The organism is Zooshikella sp. RANM57 (assembly GCF_050749885.1).
GTDB lineage: Bacteria > Pseudomonadota > Gammaproteobacteria > Pseudomonadales > Zooshikellaceae > Zooshikella.
In genome coordinates, this window is the sequence record NZ_JBOIUB010000007.1 from 259,552 (window position 1) to 279,096 (window position 19,545).

19 protein-coding genes are annotated in these 19,545 nt (G+C 42.6%); 6 read left to right on the forward strand and 13 right to left on the reverse strand.

Annotated features, from left to right (window positions below):
- Positions 1–5: 5 nt before the first annotated feature.
- The 5 genes from ACQ96U_RS16425 to rpsU form a co-directional block, all read right to left on the reverse strand.
- Positions 6–413, reverse strand: a complete 408-nt coding sequence (locus ACQ96U_RS16425) for a YjfI family protein (protein WP_431722341.1) — start codon at positions 411–413, stop codon at positions 6–8.
- Positions 414–585: 172 nt separating this feature from the next.
- A complete protein-coding gene (rpoD, locus tag ACQ96U_RS16430; RefSeq protein WP_431722342.1) occupies positions 586–2,433 on the reverse strand; it encodes an RNA polymerase sigma factor RpoD in 1,848 nt (615 codons plus the stop codon).
- Between the two features lie 207 nt (positions 2,434–2,640).
- The gene (gene dnaG / locus ACQ96U_RS16435) at positions 2,641–4,470 is read right to left on the reverse strand and encodes a DNA primase (protein ID WP_431722343.1); all 1,830 of its coding nucleotides are present in this window, start codon (positions 4,468–4,470) and stop codon (positions 2,641–2,643) included.
- Between the two features lie 93 nt (positions 4,471–4,563).
- Positions 4,564–5,010, reverse strand: a complete 447-nt coding sequence (locus ACQ96U_RS16440; RefSeq protein ID WP_431722344.1) for a GatB/YqeY domain-containing protein — start codon at positions 5,008–5,010, stop codon at positions 4,564–4,566.
- Between the two features lie 60 nt (positions 5,011–5,070).
- On the reverse strand, positions 5,071–5,286 hold the full coding sequence (gene rpsU, locus ACQ96U_RS16445) for a 30S ribosomal protein S21 (protein ID WP_027708362.1): 216 nt from the start codon (positions 5,284–5,286) through the stop codon (positions 5,071–5,073).
- Between the two features lie 286 nt (positions 5,287–5,572).
- Between rpsU and tsaD the strand changes: the two genes are divergently transcribed.
- The 3 genes from tsaD to ACQ96U_RS16460 all read left to right on the forward strand — a co-directional run bounded on the left by tsaD (position 5,573) and on the right by ACQ96U_RS16460 (position 7,735).
- Complete coding sequence (gene tsaD / locus ACQ96U_RS16450; protein WP_431722386.1) at positions 5,573–6,598, forward strand: tRNA (adenosine(37)-N6)-threonylcarbamoyltransferase complex transferase subunit TsaD; 1,026 nt, start codon at positions 5,573–5,575, stop codon at positions 6,596–6,598.
- A 126-nt stretch (positions 6,599–6,724) separates the two neighbouring features.
- A complete protein-coding gene (gene folB, locus ACQ96U_RS16455; RefSeq protein ID WP_431722345.1) occupies positions 6,725–7,087 on the forward strand; it encodes a dihydroneopterin aldolase in 363 nt (120 codons plus the stop codon).
- Between the two features lie 21 nt (positions 7,088–7,108).
- Entirely contained in the window at positions 7,109–7,735 is a 627-nt protein-coding gene (locus ACQ96U_RS16460; RefSeq protein WP_431722346.1) for a 2-amino-4-hydroxy-6-hydroxymethyldihydropteridine diphosphokinase, read from the forward strand.
- Here the strand turns inward: ACQ96U_RS16460 and ACQ96U_RS16465 are convergent.
- The 8 genes from ACQ96U_RS16465 to ACQ96U_RS16500 all read right to left on the reverse strand — a co-directional run bounded on the left by ACQ96U_RS16465 (position 7,732) and on the right by ACQ96U_RS16500 (position 16,612).
- The gene (locus ACQ96U_RS16465; RefSeq protein ID WP_431722347.1) at positions 7,732–8,919 is read right to left on the reverse strand and encodes a hypothetical protein; all 1,188 of its coding nucleotides are present in this window, start codon (positions 8,917–8,919) and stop codon (positions 7,732–7,734) included. The genes ACQ96U_RS16460 and ACQ96U_RS16465 overlap by 4 nt on opposite strands.
- Positions 8,920–8,956: 37 nt before the next feature.
- Positions 8,957–9,274, reverse strand: coding sequence for a thiosulfate sulfurtransferase GlpE (glpE, locus tag ACQ96U_RS16470; RefSeq protein WP_431722348.1), 318 nt, complete (start codon positions 9,272–9,274; stop codon positions 8,957–8,959).
- Complete coding sequence (locus tag ACQ96U_RS16475) at positions 9,264–10,094, reverse strand: symmetrical bis(5'-nucleosyl)-tetraphosphatase (protein WP_431722349.1); 831 nt, start codon at positions 10,092–10,094, stop codon at positions 9,264–9,266. The genes glpE and ACQ96U_RS16475 overlap by 11 nt, the downstream gene beginning before the upstream one ends.
- 17 nt (positions 10,095–10,111) lie before the next feature.
- Positions 10,112–10,501, reverse strand: a complete 390-nt coding sequence (gene apaG / locus ACQ96U_RS16480) for a Co2+/Mg2+ efflux protein ApaG (protein WP_431722350.1) — start codon at positions 10,499–10,501, stop codon at positions 10,112–10,114.
- Positions 10,502–10,626: 125 nt separating this feature from the next.
- On the reverse strand, positions 10,627–11,424 hold the full coding sequence (gene rsmA, locus ACQ96U_RS16485; RefSeq protein ID WP_431722351.1) for a 16S rRNA (adenine(1518)-N(6)/adenine(1519)-N(6))-dimethyltransferase RsmA: 798 nt from the start codon (positions 11,422–11,424) through the stop codon (positions 10,627–10,629).
- Positions 11,425–11,522: 98 nt separating this feature from the next.
- Positions 11,523–12,512: a 4-hydroxythreonine-4-phosphate dehydrogenase PdxA gene (gene pdxA, locus ACQ96U_RS16490; RefSeq protein WP_431722352.1), complete on the reverse strand. Its 990-nt coding sequence runs from the start codon at positions 12,510–12,512 to the stop codon at positions 11,523–11,525.
- A gap of 2 nt (positions 12,513–12,514) precedes the next feature.
- Positions 12,515–13,798 (reverse strand): peptidylprolyl isomerase, encoded by a 1,284-nt coding sequence (locus ACQ96U_RS16495; protein WP_431722353.1) that lies wholly within the window; start codon positions 13,796–13,798, stop codon positions 12,515–12,517.
- A gap of 3 nt (positions 13,799–13,801) precedes the next feature.
- Complete coding sequence (locus tag ACQ96U_RS16500) at positions 13,802–16,612, reverse strand: LPS-assembly protein LptD (protein ID WP_431722354.1); 2,811 nt, start codon at positions 16,610–16,612, stop codon at positions 13,802–13,804.
- Between the two features lie 290 nt (positions 16,613–16,902).
- Here ACQ96U_RS16500 and ACQ96U_RS16505 point away from each other — a divergent pair, with 290 nt between their 5' ends.
- The 3 genes from ACQ96U_RS16505 to djlA are packed head-to-tail and all read left to right on the forward strand — an operon-like array spanning position 16,903 to position 19,489.
- Positions 16,903–17,940, forward strand: a complete 1,038-nt coding sequence (locus ACQ96U_RS16505; protein ID WP_431722355.1) for an aminoglycoside phosphotransferase family protein — start codon at positions 16,903–16,905, stop codon at positions 17,938–17,940.
- Entirely contained in the window at positions 17,940–18,647 is a 708-nt protein-coding gene (gene murU, locus ACQ96U_RS16510) for an N-acetylmuramate alpha-1-phosphate uridylyltransferase MurU (RefSeq protein ID WP_431722356.1), read from the forward strand. Before ACQ96U_RS16505 ends, murU begins: the two co-directional genes overlap by 1 nt.
- Positions 18,647–19,489 carry a co-chaperone DjlA gene (gene djlA / locus ACQ96U_RS16515; protein WP_431722357.1) on the forward strand — a complete coding sequence of 281 codons (843 nt, stop codon included), beginning with the start codon at positions 18,647–18,649 and terminating at the stop codon, positions 19,487–19,489. The genes murU and djlA overlap by 1 nt, the downstream gene beginning before the upstream one ends.
- Positions 19,490–19,545: the final 56 nt, after the last annotated feature.

Here is a 19,545-nt window from a genome sequence, read left to right on the forward strand (position 1 = left end):
GAAACCTACTTTAAGAACGGTTGTAGTGCTTTGGTCGCTTCTAGTGCATTTTCATGTAATGTGATTATTTCATGGATAATGTCATCAAAAGAGGAGTGGATTGATAATGCGCCAAAAATTAAATATTTATCACCGGTTTTGGAGAATGATGAAAGAGGCATGGGTACATTGAGTTCTAACAGTGCTTCTAATAATGATAAGCGATGCTCCTCAAGTATTTGCTCTTCTGTCCATAAATAGGCAATACAAAGGATTTGTTGCTCTGTGATGGTTACAAAAATGGGTAATGGATCTAAATTGGTTGCCGTTATTTGGAGTACGTCAGGACAGCCAGGTATTGGCTGACAGTCAAACTCATAGCCTTCATGTTGAAGTAGATTATTAAAGCGCAGAGCAAGATCTTGAATGTGCATATTACCTCCGCGATGCAATGATAGTTGCATAGTGGCAAAAATGACATATTATGTCAAATGCGGCTGATAAGAGGCGCTTGTCTGTATTAACAATAGAGAATGGAGAAGTATTGTGAAGGGGGATGAGGGAAAATGGTGAAAGTGAATGTTTCACTTTCACCACTCAATAGAATTATTCGTCTAAGAAGCTGCGTAAATGATCTGAACGGGTAGGATGACGTAATTTACGTAAGGCTTTGGCTTCAATTTGCCGGATACGCTCACGGGTCACATCAAACTGCTTACCAACTTCTTCTAATGTATGGTCTGTATTCATATCAATACCAAAACGCATACGTAGAACCTTTGCCTCCCGTGCAGTTAGTCCAGAAAGCACTTCACGGGTTGCTTCGCGGAGACCCTCGATCGTAGCTGAGTCTACAGGAGACTGTATGGTAATATCTTCAATAAAGTCACCTAAATGGGAGTCTTCATCATCACCAATCGGGGTTTCCATGGATATGGGCTCTTTTGCAATCTTGAGCACTTTTCGAATTTTATCTTCAGGCATATCCATACGCTCAGCCAGCTCTTCTGGTGTTGCTTCGCGTCCCATTTCCTGCAGCATTTGACGAGATATACGGTTGAGCTTATTAATAGTCTCAATCATATGGACAGGGATACGAATTGTTCTGGCTTGGTCAGCAATAGAGCGGGTGATTGCTTGTCGAATCCACCAAGTAGCATACGTCGAAAATTTGTAACCACGACGATACTCAAACTTATCGACTGCTTTCATCAAGCCAATGTTGCCTTCCTGGATGAGATCAAGGAATTGCAGGCCGCGATTGGTGTATTTCTTTGCAATAGAAATAACCAAGCGCAAGTTGGCTTCAACCATTTCTTTTTTCGCTCGACGTGCACGTGCTTCACCGATTGACATCCGTCGATTAATTTCTTTGATCTCTTGAATGCTTAACAGGAAGTTTTCTGCAATAGCAGCCAGTTTTCGTTGAGCGCGTTGGATATCTTCAAGGTGCTCAGCGAGTGCTGGTGAATATTTTTCGTTTCGAGCAATAAGTTCTGGTGCCCAGTCTTGATTAGTCTCGTTGCCTGGAAATTCTTTCAAGAAAACCTTTCTAGGCATTTTGGCTAACCGAACGCAGTTTTGCATAATCGCGCGTTCATTCTGGCGAATACTTTCTAGTGCATGACGAACTCGAAAAACGAGTAAATCAAATTGTCTAGGCACAAGCTTAAGAGGCATGAAGTATTCGGCAACAGCCGCAAGAGCTTGCCCAGCTTCTTTCGTGTGGCGACCATCTGCTTCAACGATTTTTAATGCTTCACGAAAGCGCTCATATAGCGCAGTAAAACGAATTCTTGCTTCTTCTGGATCCGGTCCAGTATCTTTTTCGTCATCGTCGTCGTCAGATGATTCTTCGTCTTCGTCGTCAAGATCCATGAGAATTTCTTCATCATTCTCAGGGTTGAATTCTTCACTATTAATCGCTGTAGGCTCATTGCTGTCTGGATCAATATAACCGCTGATCAAGTCGCTTAAGCGGCCTTCTTCAGTAACAATTCGGTCATACTCAGATAGCACGATTTCAACGGATCCAGGAAAGTATGAGAGGGCAGACATTACTTCCCGAATACCTTCTTCAATCCGTTTGGCAATAGAAATTTCACCCTCACGAGTGAGAAGCTCTACTGTACCCATTTCTCGCATATACATACGGACAGGATCAGTGGTACGCCCAGCTTCTTGCTCTACTGCAGCTAATGCAGCAGCAGCTTCTTCAGCAGCGGCTTCATCAGTATCAGCTTCATTGAGAAGTAAGGTGTCGACATCAGGAGCTGCTTCATAAACTGCAATTCCCATGTCATTAATCATGCGGATAATATCTTCAACCTGATCCGGATCTGAGATATCCTCTGGTAAATGATCATTTACCTCGGCATAAGTAAGGTAGCCTTGCTCCTTACCTTTAGAAATAAGCTCTTTCAAGCGAGACTGTTGCTGCGAATTTCCGGACATAGTAACCCTTTAACAACGAACTCAGACGTGCCGACGAAATGGTAAGCCGCCCATTATAGCCTAAACCCCCGATTTTCTTCTAGATATTCTTCTGCAGAACTTTACAGTTATGTAGATGGGGTACGCCTCATTAGATATCAACCCTACTTTAAACTTATCTACCAAAGAGTTTAGTTTTGGTGGATAGGTAAGTGGAGTACATTACATTTAACGCTTACTCTGACGCAGCTGTTCAAAAGCGCGCATGAATGCTTCTTTTTTGGATGCATCCATAGACTTTAAATTTTTGAACTGACTTAATTCCTGATAAGTGTCCTCTAAGTTTAGCTGCTGTTGCAGTCTTGTTAAGGCTTCAAGAAAAACTTCTTTGCTTGCTTGGCCAGTTTGAGGTGGAGGACGGTTTAGAACAGCTGCGTAAATATTACCAAGTGGTGTATTGTATAGCTCGCCGATTAAGTGTCCCACAGAAGCTTGAGGATTGTCCTTTAATAGCTTTAGCATCACTGCGAGTAAACGCGTATGCTCACTTTGATCATTAGCAAGCCGGTCAGAATGTTCAACTTGCTCAGCAAATTCAGGATATTTAGATAGTAAATATACAGCTACTTGAGCGGGCGTTAAGGATACACTTAATTTACTTGCACTGACAAAATTTTTAGCTGAATGCCTGGTGATTTTTTTTTCTAAATATTGAGCTGTTGGCTTTGTAGCAGACTCAGCACTTGTTTTGCTTGTCGGTTGAGCTGGTACTTGTGATAACTCACTGAGTGCTTGTTCGCTAAGGCCGGTAAGTTCAGCTAAATGTCCCAGCATTAATTGATAGAAAACACCTTGGGGGAGTTGCTCAATAAAAGGCTTCGCCAGAGCGGCAAGTCTTGCTTTGCCATCCATATGTTGAATATCAACTTGCTCACAAAGTGTCTGAAAGAAATAGTCAGCAATACTTTGGCTATTGCGCTTTAAGCGTGTTAGAAAAGCTTTTTGACCTTCTTTGCGAACCAGGCTATCTGGATCTTCTCCTTCCGGTAAAAATAAAAATTTAGCTTGGTAGCCATCCTGCATGAAAGGAAGGGTGGTTTCTAATGCTCGCCAGGCAGCTTTTCGTCCTGCCTCATCACCATCAAAACAGTAAAAAACTTCTTTTACGGTTTTAAAGAGACGAGTGACATGTTCTTGACTGACAGCTGTTCCTAAAGTTGCAACCACATTTGGAATGCCATTTTGAGCTAAAGCAACCACATCCATGTAGCCTTCAACAACAAGCAAAAAGTCCAATTGACGCTGTTGTTGTCGAGCCTCGAATAACCCGTATAACTCTTGCCGTTTCTGGAATATGGGTGTTTCAGGCGAGTTTAGGTATTTGGGCTTATCATTTGGGTTGAGTACTCTTCCACCAAAGCCAATAAATCGACCTCTAATATCACGTATTGGAAATATTAAGCGATGGCGGAATCGGTCATAAATCGATTGCTTTTCAGGATTCTCAATAACGAGCCCAGTTGTGAGCAAGTGTTGAGTATTTTCAGGTGACTGACCTATGTGTTCAAGCAGGTTTTGCCATCCAGCTGGGGCGTAGCCAATAGCATATTGCTTCAATACCGCAGCAGATAGTCCTCGCTGTTGAATATAGTGTTGTGCTGATTGACCTGAGGGCTTAAACAGTTGTTGTTGAAAGTATGTGGCAGACTGTTTGGTTATTTCAAATAAGGCTTCAAAACGATGAGCTTGCCGTTGATATTGTTGTGCTTCCCTAGGTACATCAAGGCCAAGTGATTGAGCTAATTGTTCGACAGCTTGAGGAAAATCGAGTTGGTCAAACTCCATGATAAAACGCAGTGCGTTTCCTGCAGCACCACAACCAAAGCAATAGTAAAACTGTTTGTCTGGACTAACGGTAAATGACGGCGTTTTTTCCTGATGGAAAGGGCAGCATGCAGCGAGGTTTTTACCCGTTTTTTTAAGCTGAACGCGACCCCCAATAACGTCAACGATATCGGTTCTAGCCAATAAGTCATCAATAAAAGTTTGGGGAATCAAGCCGCTCATAACAAGAGTATAAATGGCCTTAGCTGTGATATATAGGCGCTCTCTGAAAAGCTCGCTATCACAGCTAGCAGAAGTAAGATGTTGTTAGGTCAGTTTACTTTTTATGAGTTTACTAACCTCAGCCATATCAGCCCGCCCGAGTACTTTGGGCTTCAGATTTTCGACGACCACTCTCATATCTTTCATTGATTGAGCAGACGTTTGAGCTATGGCTTCAGTCACTAGAGACTCTAGCTCTGAGGTGGTTAAGGCGGCTGGGAGGAAGCTCTGTATAACTTCGATTTCGGCGCGTTCTCTTTCTGCCAAGTCATCGCGGCCGGCGCTGTCAAATTGCTTAAGTGATTCACGACGCTGCTTAACCATTTTGTCCAAAATGGTTATACATCTTGAGTCGTCGAGTTCCACTCGCTCATCAATCTCAACTCGCTTCAGCTCCGAAAGAGCCATACGAAGTGTAGATAGCTTGAGCTTTTCTTTGGCGCGCAGGGCATCCTTTACCGCCTCATTTAGGCGTTCTTTAATTGTTGCCATTGGGAATTTCTACGTAAGTTGAGAGCGAAAAGTCAGATCTACGTAGCGCTGGCAATAAAATTAATAGAGACGTTCGCGACGACGTTGCTCACGTTGAAGCTTTTTAGCTAGACGTTTAACAGCCGCTGCTGCTTTACGCTTACGAACAGATGTAGGCTTTTCGTAATGCTCACGACGGCGAACTTCAGCCAATACACCGGCTTTTTCACAAGAGCGTTTGAAACGACGTAGTGCAACGTCAAATGGTTCGTTATCTTTAACTTTTACCGCTGGCATGCAGACCTTACCTTCTTCCTCTTTTGGTTAATGATTAAGCAAACTATGCTTTGCAATTTTAGACCATTTCAAGGGCAGCGAATATTAAAGCGTTCTGACAATAAATGCAAAGGTATAAGTGAAAAAATGTCGTTTTTTTGTGCAAAACAATAATTAAAAGAAGAAGACTCCGTAGAAAGCTACTCTTGGCCTTTCTTGTGCTAAAACAATCAATGGGTGCATTGTTGGACGCGGAAGATTATCATGTGCGCCTTATTGCATTTCTATGAGCGTGATTCAAGTTGTTATGAAGGTGTTGGGAATCGAAACGTCCTGTGACGAAACGGGTATTGCAGTTTATGACAGTGATGCAGGTCTCCGGGCTCATGCATTGTTTAGCCAAGTAGATATTCACGCTGAGTATGGCGGTGTGGTGCCAGAACTCGCTTCTAGAGATCACGTTCGGCGTATTTTGCCTCTTATAGATCGAGTGTTGAAAGATGCTGGTCTAGCAAAAAATGAGATTGATGCGATTGCATATACGCGAGGTCCAGGCTTGATTGGTGCGTTAATGGTGGGGGCTGCTGTGGCACAAGCACTGGCTTTTGTTTGGCAGGTTCCAACGATTGGTGTTCATCACATGGAAGGACACTTGTTAGCCCCCATGCTTGAAGACGATCCTCCTGCCTTTCCATTTGTTGCGTTGCTCGTGTCTGGTGGGCATACGCAGTTGGTAGCAGTAAAAAGTATTGGCGACTATGAGTTATTAGGTGAGTCTGTTGATGATGCGGCGGGAGAAGCATTTGATAAAGCGGCTAAAATGCTGGGACTTGGCTATCCTGGTGGTCCTGTCATTGCTAAATTAGCCACTCAGGGTTCTGCTGGTCGTTATCGTTTCCCACGGCCAATGACGGATCGACCAGGTTTAGATTTTAGTTTTAGTGGTTTAAAAACCTACACACTTAATACTGTAATGAGCGCAAAGGATAAAGATACCTTTGATCTCCAGACACAAGCTGATATTGCGTATGCTTTTCAAGAGGCTGTTGTAGAAACATTAGCGATAAAGTGTCGTCGAGCCTTGAAGCAAGCAAATATGGATACATTGGTGATAGCGGGTGGTGTTAGTGCCAACATAGCGCTCCGTAAACGGCTAGAAGCAATGGTTGCTAAGTTAGGAGCACAGGTATTCTATGCAAGAACAGAGTTTTGTACAGATAATGGCGCAATGATTGCCTATGCTGGGTGCCAACGCTTGTTAGCAGGACAGTCCGATAAATTGGGTATTAAACCAAAACCACGTTGGCCAATGTCAGAACTTTCAAGGATCTAGCAATTAAGGATTTAACAGTACAGCAGTTAAATTCAGCAATAGCTTTTGTCCAAACGAATTCAAAGTTATTGTAGCTAGCCATAGTACGGCTTAGTCGACCTTAACTTTTTAAAACTGGGAGAGGGTGTGGATAAGGTTATCATTGAACAGCTTGATGTGAGTGCTTTAATTGGTGTGTATGATTGGGAGCGAGATCAGCCACAACCCCTCTCTATTGACTTGGTTTTGTATTATGATTTATCGCCAGCAATGCGCTCAGATAGTTTGGACGATTCCCTTGACTATGCAGCTATTGCAGATGCTGTAACGGCTTTTTGTGCATCGAGTAAATATCAAATGCTCGAAGCACTGGCGGGTGGATTATTGAAGCACTTATTTGCAACCTTTTCCGTAGAACACATTCGACTGAAAATCCGTAAGCCTAAAGCATTAAGAGATGCCATGGCTGCCATAGAATGCGAACGTTCTCGTGCGGCATTGATGAGTTGAATTAAGGTTATGTAGATTGTAATGAAGCAGCAGGCATTTCTGGTTGGTATAGGCTGCAATACTCACTACCAGGTAAATATCTCTTTTATTTTGCAGCAATTGTTAAATCGCTTTGGTGTTGTAGCGATGAGTCAGCTGATTAGGACTGCTCCTGTAGGTATTAAAAATGCGGCTGACTTTTATAATATGGTGGTTTACTTCTTCACTGAAGATCAGCCCCAACACTTAAAAGCATGGTTTAACCAGCTAGAAACAACACTTGGTCGTGACCGCCGTATTCCTGGGGCTGCCTTAACAGTACAGCCTGGTGACTTGGATATTTTGCACTATTCACCTCCCAGAAGCCTAATTAATGCTCATCAGATTATTCTCGATAGCTACTATTTAACCATTGCAGAGGAGTTGCTTTCATATATTGGCCTTGCAGGCTCTGGTAAGAGTATTTGTCCTCAGAATAATGAACGTCTTGATACCGTGTCGATTTCTGTATGTGGTGAGCACATTGGTCAGCAACCAAAGGCATTGGCCATGTCATTACCCCTTAATACAGCAGGAAGTAAAGTATCTATCTTGACTCAAACTGAAGTATTTCAGTGGCTAACAGACGAGTCACATACACCTGTGTATAACATTGAAGGTGCTGATTAGTCTTGTGTACTTTCTGTAACTCCACCAAAACTCTGAATAGCCTTTAGGCGTGCTTCATGGATAGCTGTCCCTAAGGCTTTGCCAGTTATGCCTTGATTCAAAAAAGGGCCAGGCTTAATGGTTAATGCTGTCTGCCATTGTTGATAAATAGTGTTGATGTGCTTACTCACCTGTTGCTGGGTTAAGTAAGGGACATTGACGGCTATACATTGAATACCCTGTAATAACATCATAAACCTCTCACTTCTTCTCCAGGCATCTGCTCGGTCGAAAATATCTAATAAGTCACTTGCTGAGAGGTCAAGCCGCATAAGCCCAGTCCAAAACTGATTAACTAATAGACTAAGTTGTCGTATGTTATTGGGAGCTTTTAAGCTTTCCATCAGCTGCTTTGTTTGGTTTTGAGCTGATTTTACTTCTGTAGAAGTGTAAGGCTTATCAGGTTGTATTTGGAGAAGGAATGCACAGGAAAGCAGCACTTCGTCACTCACTAATTGTTGCTTGGCTACTTTAAGCGTTTGTTGTGGCAGATTGGATATTCGCCAGACTCTTGCAAGGTCCGGAAGGATTCTTTCCAAGGCTCCAACCTGTTGAAGTGTTGTAAAGAAAACCCAAGGGCTTTGAGTTTGTATAGCTTTGACGATTTCTTGCCAAATCCGTTCTGATACTAAATGGTCTACTTCTCCTGAATTTACCATTGAACGCATTAAGTCTACTGTTTCTTCGGCAATATAAAAGCCTAAATGATGATAGCGTGCAGCAAAACGTGCAACCCGAAGGACACGAAGAGGATCTTCAGCAAAAGCGGGTGATACATGACGTAAGCATTTTTGAGCAAGATCCTCTGCACCATTAAACGGGTCAATAAGCTCACCTTGGTTATCTTGGGCAATTGCATTAATGGTTAAATCACGGCGTTGTAGGTCTTCTTTTAGTGTAACATCGGGTGCAGCATAGCAAGTAAATCCATGATAGCCATGACCTGATTTTCGTTCTGTTCGGGCAAGGGCATACTCTTCACGAGTGGTAGGATGTAAAAAAACAGGAAAGTCTTTACCTACAGGTTGATAACCTTGAGCTATCATTTGTTCGGCTGTGGCACCAACAACAACCCAGTCTCGGTCCTGATTTTTAATGCCCAGTAGTTGGTCTCTTACTGCTCCGCCAACCAAGTAGATTTTCACAACAACTCCAGTTTTTTAATTTTGAAGTTTAGAATCTTTATTGATCCACTGCTTCAGGGTAGTACTCTTGCCAAAGGGTAAAACCACCATCAAGGCTCATGACGTTGTTAAATCCCTTCTGTTTTAAGTAAAGAGCTGCGCTAACACTGCTATGTCCATGAAAACAATAAACCACTATAGGTTTTTCAACATCAGTATCTTCAATAAAATCAAGAATTGTTTGATTATCTAAGTGTTGAGCAGTGGGAATATGCCCATGTTGGAAGCTATCCAAGTCTCGAATATCTACAAAGCAAGCATTGCCCGCTTGAAGGTAATGGAGAGCCTCTTCAGGCTTGATTCTGTCAATCTCCACTTTTTTTGTATCCTTCGCAAGGTAGTGAGTGTAGTGTTTTGGCTTCTATATTCATGATAGTAAGTGAGTTTCCCCAAATACAGCCAGTATCAAGGGCGTACACATTTTCATGCTCAGCTTTACCTTCTAATGCTGCCCAATGCCCAAAAATAATTAAATCATCATGAGTTTTTCGGTTTGTATGGTTATACCAGGGCTGAAAGCCGGCCGGAGCTTGATTAGAGCCGGACTTATGGGTTAGCTCTAGTTGACCATCGCTGCTGCAAAACCGCATCCGGGTAAAATAATTAGTGATAATACGTAAGCGATCCCAACCTTTAAGCTTTTTATTCCAGTCATTAGGTTGGTTTCCATACATATTCATCAAAAAATCAGCAAAGTTATCACTTTGTAGTACGGCTTCTACCTCTTTGGCACGGCGTAGCGCCTTTTTAAGGGACCAGTGTGGTGGAATACCCGCATGAACCATGGTGACCTGTAACTGCTCATCATAATAAATTAAAGGACGAAACCTGAGCCAGGTTAATAGTTCTTCTCGATCGGGCGCTTCAAGAATGCTATCGAGTGTATCGCCTTTTCTTGGTGGCTGCTTACCATAAGCAATGGCCAATAAATGTAAATCATGATTACCCAGTACGGCTTTGCAGGTGTCTCCTAAAGAATACAAATAGCGTAGTGTTTCCAGTGATTTGGGGCCTCGATTGACGATATCTCCAACGACCCATAGCTGGTCGCGTAAGGGGTCAAACTCAACCTGGGTAAGCAGTTGTTGTAGTTCATCGAAACAACCTTGAATATCACCAACGGCAAATGTCGTCATAAGCAAGCCTTTTAATGCTAATGAAGTACATTGGGGATTGCCAAAGTAAACCTGGGGATTGGTACTTGAAATGCCTCACCTGTTGTCGTCACCATATGGTAACTACCAGACATACTACCTATGGGAGTATTGAGTACACAGTGGCTACTATAGGAGTAAGTAGCATTAGTACCAATCACAGGTTTTTCGCCAATAACACCTTCGCCGTGAATTTCTTCTTGCTGTGCATCAGCATTAGTAATAACCCAGTGTCTGGCGAGCAGCTGAATTGGCCAGTTGCTCGCATTGTGAATAGAGATGGTATAGCGAAATGCAAAGCACTGTTTCTCAGGCTCTGACTGTTCATCAAGATACTCTGTTTTAACCTTTATTGTTATTTGGTTTGGGTCGACAGTGGACTCAGACATAATGAAATTCTATTAGACATGAAATGACATTGTTTTGGTGGGAGGCTGATTTAAAGCACTCCTTGCATGTTACATCGTTATTGATTGTTGCTTGGATAATCAATACTTTCCTTTGTTTCTATGATTTATTGTGATGATATTGCGTTTGCTATAGCGACAAACTCAACCAGTGCTAGCTTTTCTGCTCTGATGCTTGGCTCAATACCTAAAGCGGTTAGTGTTTCAGCAGAAATCATACCTTTAAGTGCGTTACGAAGTGTTTTACGTCGCATACTAAATGCGCTTCGAACGACGTGTTCAAACATATGTAAATCTTGTGCGGGGTAAGGCAACGACTGGTGTGGTATAAGTCTTACAATCGCCGAATCAACTTTGGGGGCAGGTTTAAAAGCTCCTGGTTTAACAATAAACAAGTTATCAACCTGGCAAAAGTATTGAGCCATAACGCTTAATCGGCCATAAGCATTTTCTCCTGGATTAGCCGCGAGTCGTTCAACAACTTCCTTCTGTAGCATAAAGTACATATCACTTATTAAATGCCGAAAACTAAATAAGTGAAACAAAAGTGGGGTGGAAATGTTATAGGGAAGATTTCCAACTACACGTAAAGGCTGTTCTTTCTTAAGCTGACTAAAGTCCAGTTTAAGGGCATCACCTTGATGAATTGAAAAATGAGGGTGTTTACTAAACATGGCTTGAAGCAGTGGAACCAGGTCTCGATCAAGCTCAATGACATCAAGTTGCGCACACTGTGTTACTAAATACTGAGTCAGTGCACCTTGTCCTGGACCAATTTCAACCAAGTGGTCATTTGGATTAGGGTTAATAGCACGGACAATGCGCTGAATTATTTGGTTGTCATGTAAAAAATTCTGCCCAAAGCGTTTACGAGGCTTATGAACATAGTCAGGCGTTTTGGCCATATAGTCTGCTTATTGGTAATAAATGATTCGTGTTGAATATACGACTTGCATTGATAAGTAGTCCTTTGATGAAGGACTAGGATGTAGCTACCTATTATTTACTGCTTGTGTTGAGCCATATAAATAGCATATTTGATTGCAGTCATTAAGCTTCCAGAATTGGCTTTACCTGAGCCTGCTAAGTCCAGAGCTGTGCCATGATCAACAGATGTTCGAATAATAGGTAGACCCAAGGTGATGTTAGCAGCTTTACCAAAGCCATGAAACTTTAACACAGGAAGTCCTTGATCATGATACATGGCTAATACGACATCTGCTGTTTGTAAGTGCTTGGGGGTGAATAGTGTGTCAGCTGGCAATGGCCCAACTAATGTCAGCCCTTCCTTTTTCAGTTTATTTAGTGTGGGGTTGATAATATCTAACTCTTCTCGACCTAGATACCCATTTTCACCTGCATGAGGGTTTAATCCACAGACTAAGATAGTAGGCTTTTTTAAGCCGAAATAGCGTATTAAATCTCTGTTTAATGTTTTGATAACGCGCTCTAACAGAGAAGGTGTTATGAGGTTGGCTACTTGGCGTAGAGGATGGTGGGTTGTCGCTAAAGCAACTTTCATATCCTTGGTCGCGAGCATCATGACGACTTGTTGTGACTGGGTTTGTTGAGCCAAGTACTCGGTGTGACCACTAAAAGAAATGCCCGCTTCATTAATAATGCTTTTATTGATAGGGGCAGTCACCATGCCACTAAAAATACCCTGCTGACAACCTGATATAGCCGTATTTAGTTGTTCCAAAATATAAGAAGCATTATCTGGTGTTGGTTGTCCTGGAATGACAGGGTGAGGCGTTTTTAGAGGGAGTATCTTTAAAGAACCTGGAGTAGGTGGTTCATTAATAGCAACATTGGTAATAAGTTTACTGACGGAACGATTGAGTTGAGTTGCTCGCTCGAAAAAAAGGTCAGGGTCGATCGCTATTACAAGTTCAGCAGGGAAAGCGTGGTTGGCCAGGGAGATGCAGAGATCAGGACCAATCCCTGCAGGTTCTCCAGAAGTAATAATAAGTCGAGGTGTTCTAGCACTCATGATTACTTAACTTGTACAAACGCTTCATCTCTAATTTTTCGCAGCCAAGCTTGTAACTCTTCTTCATATTTTTGTTTGCGAATAGTGTTACGAATAACATTCTTCTGAATATCACTGCTCACGTCTTTTTTGCGGATATCTAAAACTTGCATGACATGCCAACCATACTTGGTTGCAAATGGAGGTGTTATTGTGCCTTTAGCTGTTGCGGTTACTTTATTGCGGAACTCTGGAACCATATCATCTGGGTTTATCCAGTTAAGACTGCCACCATTAAGAGCACTTCCAGTATCATCAGAGTTTGCTTTAGCAAGTTTGGCAAAATCTTCGCCACTTTTTAAACGAGTATAAATACGTTCAGCAATTGCTTTGGCCTGTTGCTCTGAACGTATTTGTGAAGGTTTAATAAGTATGTGACGAACTTTATACTGGGTCATTAAGTGGTTTTGCTCTCCCTTTTTGGCAAGCAGTTTGATGATATGAAAACCACTATTTGACCGAATTGGTTTGGCTATGTTACCTACGGACATTTTGGGGACAACAGAGGCAAACATTGAAGGGAGTTGATCTGCTTTACGCCAGCCCAAATCACCTGCTTTTACTCCTTGGTATTCATGAGTATATGCACCTGCTACTTGAGCAAAGTCTTTGCCTTTTTGTAGCGTTCGGTAAATATCTTCTGCAAGCTCTTTGGAGATGGCTACACGTTCTTTGTTAGCCTGTGGTGGAATGGGCACAAGGATATGGGCAACTCTGTAATCAGTTGATAACTGGTATTTACCCTGAGCTGAGTGTAGGTAGTTTTTGATTTCCTGGTCAGTCACTCGGATTCGGTCTGCAACGTGACGTTTGCGAACGCGGCTTATGGTAAGTTCTCGCTGGATTTGCTCACGTGCTTTGCTGTAAGAAATACCATCAGCCTCTAGGACACGCTTGAACTCTAAAAGAGAAAGGTTATTACGGGAGGCTATCTTTGCCATTGCATCATTCAACGTTTTTTCGTCGATTTTTATCCCTGCGCGTTCTGCCATTTGCATTTGAATGCTTTCAACAATGAGACGCTCAGTAACCTGTTCTCTTAGTTTGTGTTCTGGAGGTACTTTACTTCCTTTTTGCCTTAATTGAAGCCGGACCATTGCCAAGCGTTCATCAAGTTGTGACTGCATAATCACATCTTTATCAACCACTGCAACAATTTTATCTAGCGGCTGAACTTCTGCACTCACATTAAAAATGGCTGCCGTACTTAAACAGGCAGCCAACAGCAAACGTTGCATTAATTTCATGAATTAAAAGTCTTCTCTGTCTTCGCGTTCACGGTAACCATCAATGCCGCCAAGAAAATTATCAACCTTGCTACCAAAGAGGTTGCCTAATCCCTTCATGACAAACTGAACGAAGATACCGCGATCAGCTTCTGCATTATCAATATCGTCATCACCATCTATCCAATAGCGGTTAACGAAGCGAATTTTGTAGCAGCAGCTATCATACTCGGCTCCGAACATAGCTTCCAGGCTTCTGCTGTTAGTAATGTCATAATTCCAGCGGCCTAGAGCACTCCAGTTGCTGACTACTGGCCAGATAAAGGACATATCAGTTTGTTCTATATCGCCATCAGCAAATTGTCCAGGGATGACATTACCTAGCTCATTTTTACGGGTCCGGTCAACCTGATCTAGGTAGCGGTAGCTAACATTGAAAACTCGATCATAATCAGGGCTATATCGCATGGAAACCGAGTATTCCTGATTATGGTTCTCATTGGTATTCCAAATCCAGTCTTGACGTAAAGATAGGGCTTCTGTGGCATTCCACACCAATTCAGTGGCAATCGGTGAGGTAGAGGCTTTTTGGCTGTCCAGATAGCGTTGAGTGCTTTCAGGAAGGTTAACATCAGGATCAGAAGTTCCACCAAGAAGATCGGAGTAATAGGGATCAAGCTGTACTTTACGGTCTTCGAAGTAGAAAATTTGACCTATACCAGCCCGGAAGCGTTCAAAACCATTTTTCTCAAGAAAGCGCGTGGTTAAACCAACAGAAAGTTGGTTCATGTCTGCCAGTCGATCATAGCCACTGAAGCGGTTGTCACGCCAAAGCTGAGCATAATTGAAAGAGTTATTACCTGTATCGAAGACAGGGTTTTCAAGTTGATCTTTTTCTTCAGGCGAGTATAGATACAGCATTCTTGGCTCAAGGGTTTGGGTATACTCAGTACTACCAAAGAGGTTAGTTTTGCGGTCAAAGTAGAGGCCCGCATCCAATGAGTAGATAGGTACAGTCGTACTTGGACTGGTGTTGTACTGAGGATCGTTTGGCCCATAGTCCTCTCGATCTAAGTTACTTAGATGATACTGTACATGTTTGAGTTTTAAGCCTGGTGTTATGAATGCATAAGGCCATTCAAACTTGTATTTGGCACCTGTTTCAGCATAAGTCCGGTTACCATGGGCATTGGAGATTTCCGTTGCACCTTCACCATAGACAGGCCGATCTATCTCATGCTCTTTATCAAACTCCCCTTCACGCACTTTGGTTTTGTAGTTCCAGCGTTTATCGCGGGTAAAATAGGTATTGTCTGCCAAATAACTGACTTCAAACCCATTATTTTGGGCAAACCAGTTACCCTTTAACTCAATTTGTGGTGCTTTTTCGTAGGGGTCATTACCATCGGATGTCATATTCTGGTACTTCTGAACGGCACCTTTTAACGTCCAGAAATGATTGTCACTACCACCATTGTAAGTGGTCACGAAGCTTTGATTTAAGTTATCGATAGCTGTGACATCCAGAGAAGTACCAAAGTCTCTTAGATAATCTCGATCGCTGGCTTTATTGTAGTCAACATCAGCAGTCCAGCGTGGCTGAAGTGCTTGGTGATGGGTCCAGTCAAAGAGCCAGCGGTCTTCATTGTAGTTTCGGTTGCCATCCTTTTGCTTGTCATCGTTAAGGAATGAGCCACCTAATTCACCATTACTATTTTCTGTTAGGTAGCGGAACTGACCTTCAAGCAGCAAACCTCGCTCAGACATAATTCTGGGGTAAAGTGTGGCGTCATAATTCGGTGCCAAGTTGAAGTAGTAAGGGGTCGTAATATCTACGCCGTTGTCATTTGAGTACCCCAAAGTAGGTGGAAGAAAACCAGACTGACGCCGGTCATCAATGGGGAAGTAGATATAAGGAGTATAAAAAACAGGTATTCCTTTAACCCTGATAGTGGCATTAGTGGCTGTACCAAAGCCAGTAAACTTGTTTAAGGTGACGTTATTACCCGTTACTGTCCAAGTATCTTCTGTAGGTGGACATGTTGTATAAGTAGCATCATGCAGGACAACAAGCTCATCCTCACGTCGTGTAATTTGGTTAGCATCACCACGTGCATGTTGATTATGGAAAACATATCGCACATTGCTGGCATCAAAGCGACCAGATTGCATATTGACACTGGCTTGATCACCAACTAGTAAAAGGTTGGGCTCTCTAAAGACAACATTACCTTCAAACTCTGCTGTTTCAGTATCACGATATAAGAAGGCAAGATCACTTTGTAGTTGTCGATAGCCTTGTCTGACCAGTACATTACCTGTGAATGTTGCTGTACCACCTTCAACAGAGCGATAGGTGTCTGCTGTAGCAAAAATAGGCGCTAACGACATATCGCCTGAGAAGTTTTTGCCCTCACGACCTGGCTCAATATAAGCACCTGTACAGTGCGCTGGCACAGCCGCTAGTTGGCTGGGATCCAGTTGGTATCTTGGCACCCAATCGAGATTACTGACACCTTGAGGTGGGGTTGAAGATGTTGTTGTGGCTACCTGCTGAACATCTTCTTCCGTAATGGGTTGGGTGTCAGAGGTTGACGCTACAGTGTCTTGTTCTTGAGTTGTCGCTCGTGCAGGGCGGGGTGCTCGTTTAATTGGAGCTGGAGCTCGGTTATTTACATTGCAGTCCCAGCCCTGCCCTGAAGCATTGGGAACACATTGCCACTGTTCATCGGCGCTAGTAGGGTTAGCGGCCCAAGTGGGGATTAATGGCTGGATGGTAAGAATACCAATGATCCAGGGAATATTAATTCTGCGGGGAAACTTGTTTACTGCCATCGCGGTTTAATCCAGGCTTCCTGTCGGGTAATCTAATTTGTATGCTGAAGCGTTTTCTTGCTTAGAGTGATGAATCAGCGCTCGTGCAACCAGATACTGCTAAACGTTGCATAATAATCTATTCCAATCATGTTCAGCTACCCCATTTCAATTTTATTCCTCTTTTGAGACATTTTTGGGGAAAAAAATGCATTAAATGTTGTTGTATTAAGCTCTAATAACGTAAGCAAACATTAGTGAATACAAGTTAACCATTAATTACAGCGATTACGCTGTCGAGCACACATAAAATGGATGAACGCTATTTAAAGTTATGCCAGTGGTTACACGATAAATATGTTGACCAAAGGGTTTTATCTAATACACAACATGAGCTTTCAAAACAACTTACACCACTACAAGGTGATGCCAGTCAGCGGCGATATTTTCGCTGGGATATAACTCCTCAGCGCTCTGTTATTGCCGTTGACGCGCCACCTGAAGTGGAAAATACGACTGCTTTTGTTGCGATTGCAAGGCAATGGCAGTTGCAGGGTATTCCCGTTCCTGAGATTTTTTTTGCTGACAGTCAGCAGGGTTTTTTATTGATCGAAGATTTAGGAGATCAACAATTACTTCCTTTACTCAATCAAGATAATGCTCAGTACTACTATGGACAAGCGTTCAACATTTTACAGCAAATACAACAGTCTACTTCTTTCACAGGTTACTCTTTACCAGCGTATGATCAAACTTTTTTACAAAGGGAGCTTGATTTGTTTCATGAATGGTTTGTGGTTGAATTCTTAAAAATTGAATTAAACGCGATCCAGAAAAAAATGCTGCAAGGAATGTTTGAACAAATCATCGATTGTGCATTACAACAACCGCAAGTTGTTGTGCACCGAGACTTCCATGCCCGTAATTTAATGATTACTAATAACGCAATACGGGTGATTGATTTTCAAGGTGCAGTGCAAGGGCCTGCAACATATGATGCAGTGTCTCTGCTCAAAGATTGTTATATTTGCTGGCCAATTGATCAAGTGAAGCAGTGGTGGTTTGATTGGTCGAATAGCTTAATGGCTCTAAAAGGATTTTCATCAGAGCAAACCTGGCAGTGGTTTCAGTGGATGGGCCTTCAGCGTCACCTAAAAGTGTTGGGATTATTTGTACGTTTATTTATACGTGAAAATAAAGCACGATATTTGCAGGACTTACCATTAGTGGTGAACTATGTGGAACAGGTCATTCTGTCAGAGCCTGACTTTGCGGATATAGCCGATTGGTGGCAGGATGAGCTGCAGCCCCGCTGGTTAAGTTATTACCATTCTAAAAAGGATTCATAATGAAAGCGATGTTGCTCGCTGCAGGAGAAGGTCAACGTATGCGGCCTTTGACCCTGATAACTCCAAAACCATTGCTTCCTGTAAATGGGCAACCGCTAGTGACTTATAGTCTACAACGCTTGGCACAGTCAGGTATCACCGATGTGATTATGAATACCTCGCACCTGGCGGAGAAGGTTGAGCAAACATTAGGTGATGGCCAGCAGTTTGGGGTACACATTCAGTACTCAAGGGAACAGCAAAAACTGGAAACCGGAGGAGGGATTTTCAAAGCATTACCATTACTAGGGCAAGATCCCTTTCTTGTCGTTAATGGTGATGTTTGGTGCAATTACCCCTTTGCAGTACTAGAAAAGCAAAAACAGCAGCTTCAGGATGAACACAAACTAGCCCATTTAGTTTTAGTGCCCAATTCACCCCATCACCCAGAAGGTGATTTTTATTTGGTAGATGAAGGGCATATTGCGTTATCAGGTAGTGCTGAACAACGTTTTACATATAGTGGTATTAGTGTTCTCCATCCAGATATATTTGCTGGTTGTAAACCGGGAGTGTTTTCCTTAACGCCATTGTTGCGAGATGCTATTCGTCAGGGCAAAGTAACAGGAGAACTTTATCTGGGGGAGTGGCTTGATATTGGCACTCCTGACCGGTTACAGCAGTTGTGTTGTCATCTTCAGGCGAGTGAGTCACTAGGTGCAAAATAATGAAGTATGGAACGCTAATTGGTGCATTGCTTGGTTTGCTTGTTGGTGGTCCTTTAGGGGCTCTCATTTTAGGGGTAGCAGGGTTTTGGCTAGTAGATCGTCGGCCTGTATGGCAGTTACTTGCAGGAAGCGGATTACAAAGTCGATTATTTACAGTTAATCATGAGCAGGTTCAGTCTGCTTTTTTCACAGCCACATTTACAGTGATGGGGCGTGTTGCAAAAGCAGATGGTCGTGTTTCTGAGCAGGAGATCAAGACAGCCTCAGAAATTATGAAGTCAATGAGACTTTCTCCAGGTCAGCGTAAAGCGGCGATTAATCTTTTTAATGAAGGTAAAGAATTATCCCGGGATTTAGTTCCTGTACTCAGTTCTTTTCACCAGGTTGCACGTCATCGCCATAGTTTGATGAATATGTTTTTAGAGCTACAGCTTCAGGCTGCTTATGCTGATGGTGTTATTAGTCGACAGGCTGAAAATGTTTTACGTGAGGTGTGTTCGGCTTTAGGTATCAGTCAGTATCGCTTACAAGTCATTCAGCAACGATATCTAGCGCAACGGGCCTTTTTTAACCAATATCAGGAACAAACCAGGCAAAGACATCAAGCTAATCTGGCGAGTCGTAATCAATTAAGTAATGCTTATGCTGTGTTAGGTGTCCCTGTTGGGTGTGATGATCAGCGAGTGAAAAAAGCGTATCGTCGATTGATGAGTCAACACCATCCAGATAAGTTAGTTGCCAAGGGGTTGCCAGAAGAAATGGTGTCTGTGGCAAAGCAGAAAACTCAGGAAATTCAGGCTGCTTATGATTTAATTAAAAAATATCAAGCTCGCAAAAGGTAGTCGCTCAATGACCATCCCTTATTAGTTATTTTGATAAACTTTGCTGTTGGCATGTT

What these genes read in the sequence shown, in the direction of transcription:
- ACQ96U_RS16425 (WP_431722341.1), bottom strand. Translation starts at nt 413, where the DNA reads ATGCACATTCAAGATCTTGCTCTGCGCTTTAATAATCTACTTCAACAT.
- rpoD (WP_431722342.1), bottom strand. Translation starts at nt 2,433, where the DNA reads ATGTCCGGAAATTCGCAGCAACAGTCTCGCTTGAAAGAGCTTATTTCT.
- ACQ96U_RS16440 (WP_431722344.1), bottom strand. Translation starts at nt 5,010, where the DNA reads ATGGCAACAATTAAAGAACGCCTAAATGAGGCGGTAAAGGATGCCCTG.
- rpsU (WP_027708362.1), bottom strand. Translation starts at nt 5,286, where the DNA reads ATGCCAGCGGTAAAAGTTAAAGATAACGAACCATTTGACGTTGCACTA.
- tsaD (WP_431722386.1), top strand. Translation starts at nt 5,573, where the DNA reads ATGAAGGTGTTGGGAATCGAAACGTCCTGTGACGAAACGGGTATTGCA.
- ACQ96U_RS16460 (WP_431722346.1), top strand. Translation starts at nt 7,109, where the DNA reads ATGAAGCAGCAGGCATTTCTGGTTGGTATAGGCTGCAATACTCACTAC.
- ACQ96U_RS16475 (WP_431722349.1), bottom strand. Translation starts at nt 10,094, where the DNA reads ATGACGACATTTGCCGTTGGTGATATTCAAGGTTGTTTCGATGAACTA.
- apaG (WP_431722350.1), bottom strand. Translation starts at nt 10,501, where the DNA reads ATGTCTGAGTCCACTGTCGACCCAAACCAAATAACAATAAAGGTTAAA.
- rsmA (WP_431722351.1), bottom strand. Translation starts at nt 11,424, where the DNA reads ATGGCCAAAACGCCTGACTATGTTCATAAGCCTCGTAAACGCTTTGGG.
- pdxA (WP_431722352.1), bottom strand. Translation starts at nt 12,512, where the DNA reads ATGAGTGCTAGAACACCTCGACTTATTATTACTTCTGGAGAACCTGCA.
- ACQ96U_RS16495 (WP_431722353.1), bottom strand. Translation starts at nt 13,798, where the DNA reads ATGAAATTAATGCAACGTTTGCTGTTGGCTGCCTGTTTAAGTACGGCA.
- ACQ96U_RS16500 (WP_431722354.1), bottom strand. Translation starts at nt 16,612, where the DNA reads ATGGCAGTAAACAAGTTTCCCCGCAGAATTAATATTCCCTGGATCATT.
- ACQ96U_RS16505 (WP_431722355.1), top strand. Translation starts at nt 16,903, where the DNA reads ATGGATGAACGCTATTTAAAGTTATGCCAGTGGTTACACGATAAATAT.
- murU (WP_431722356.1), top strand. Translation starts at nt 17,940, where the DNA reads ATGAAAGCGATGTTGCTCGCTGCAGGAGAAGGTCAACGTATGCGGCCT.
- djlA (WP_431722357.1), top strand. Translation starts at nt 18,647, where the DNA reads ATGAAGTATGGAACGCTAATTGGTGCATTGCTTGGTTTGCTTGTTGGT.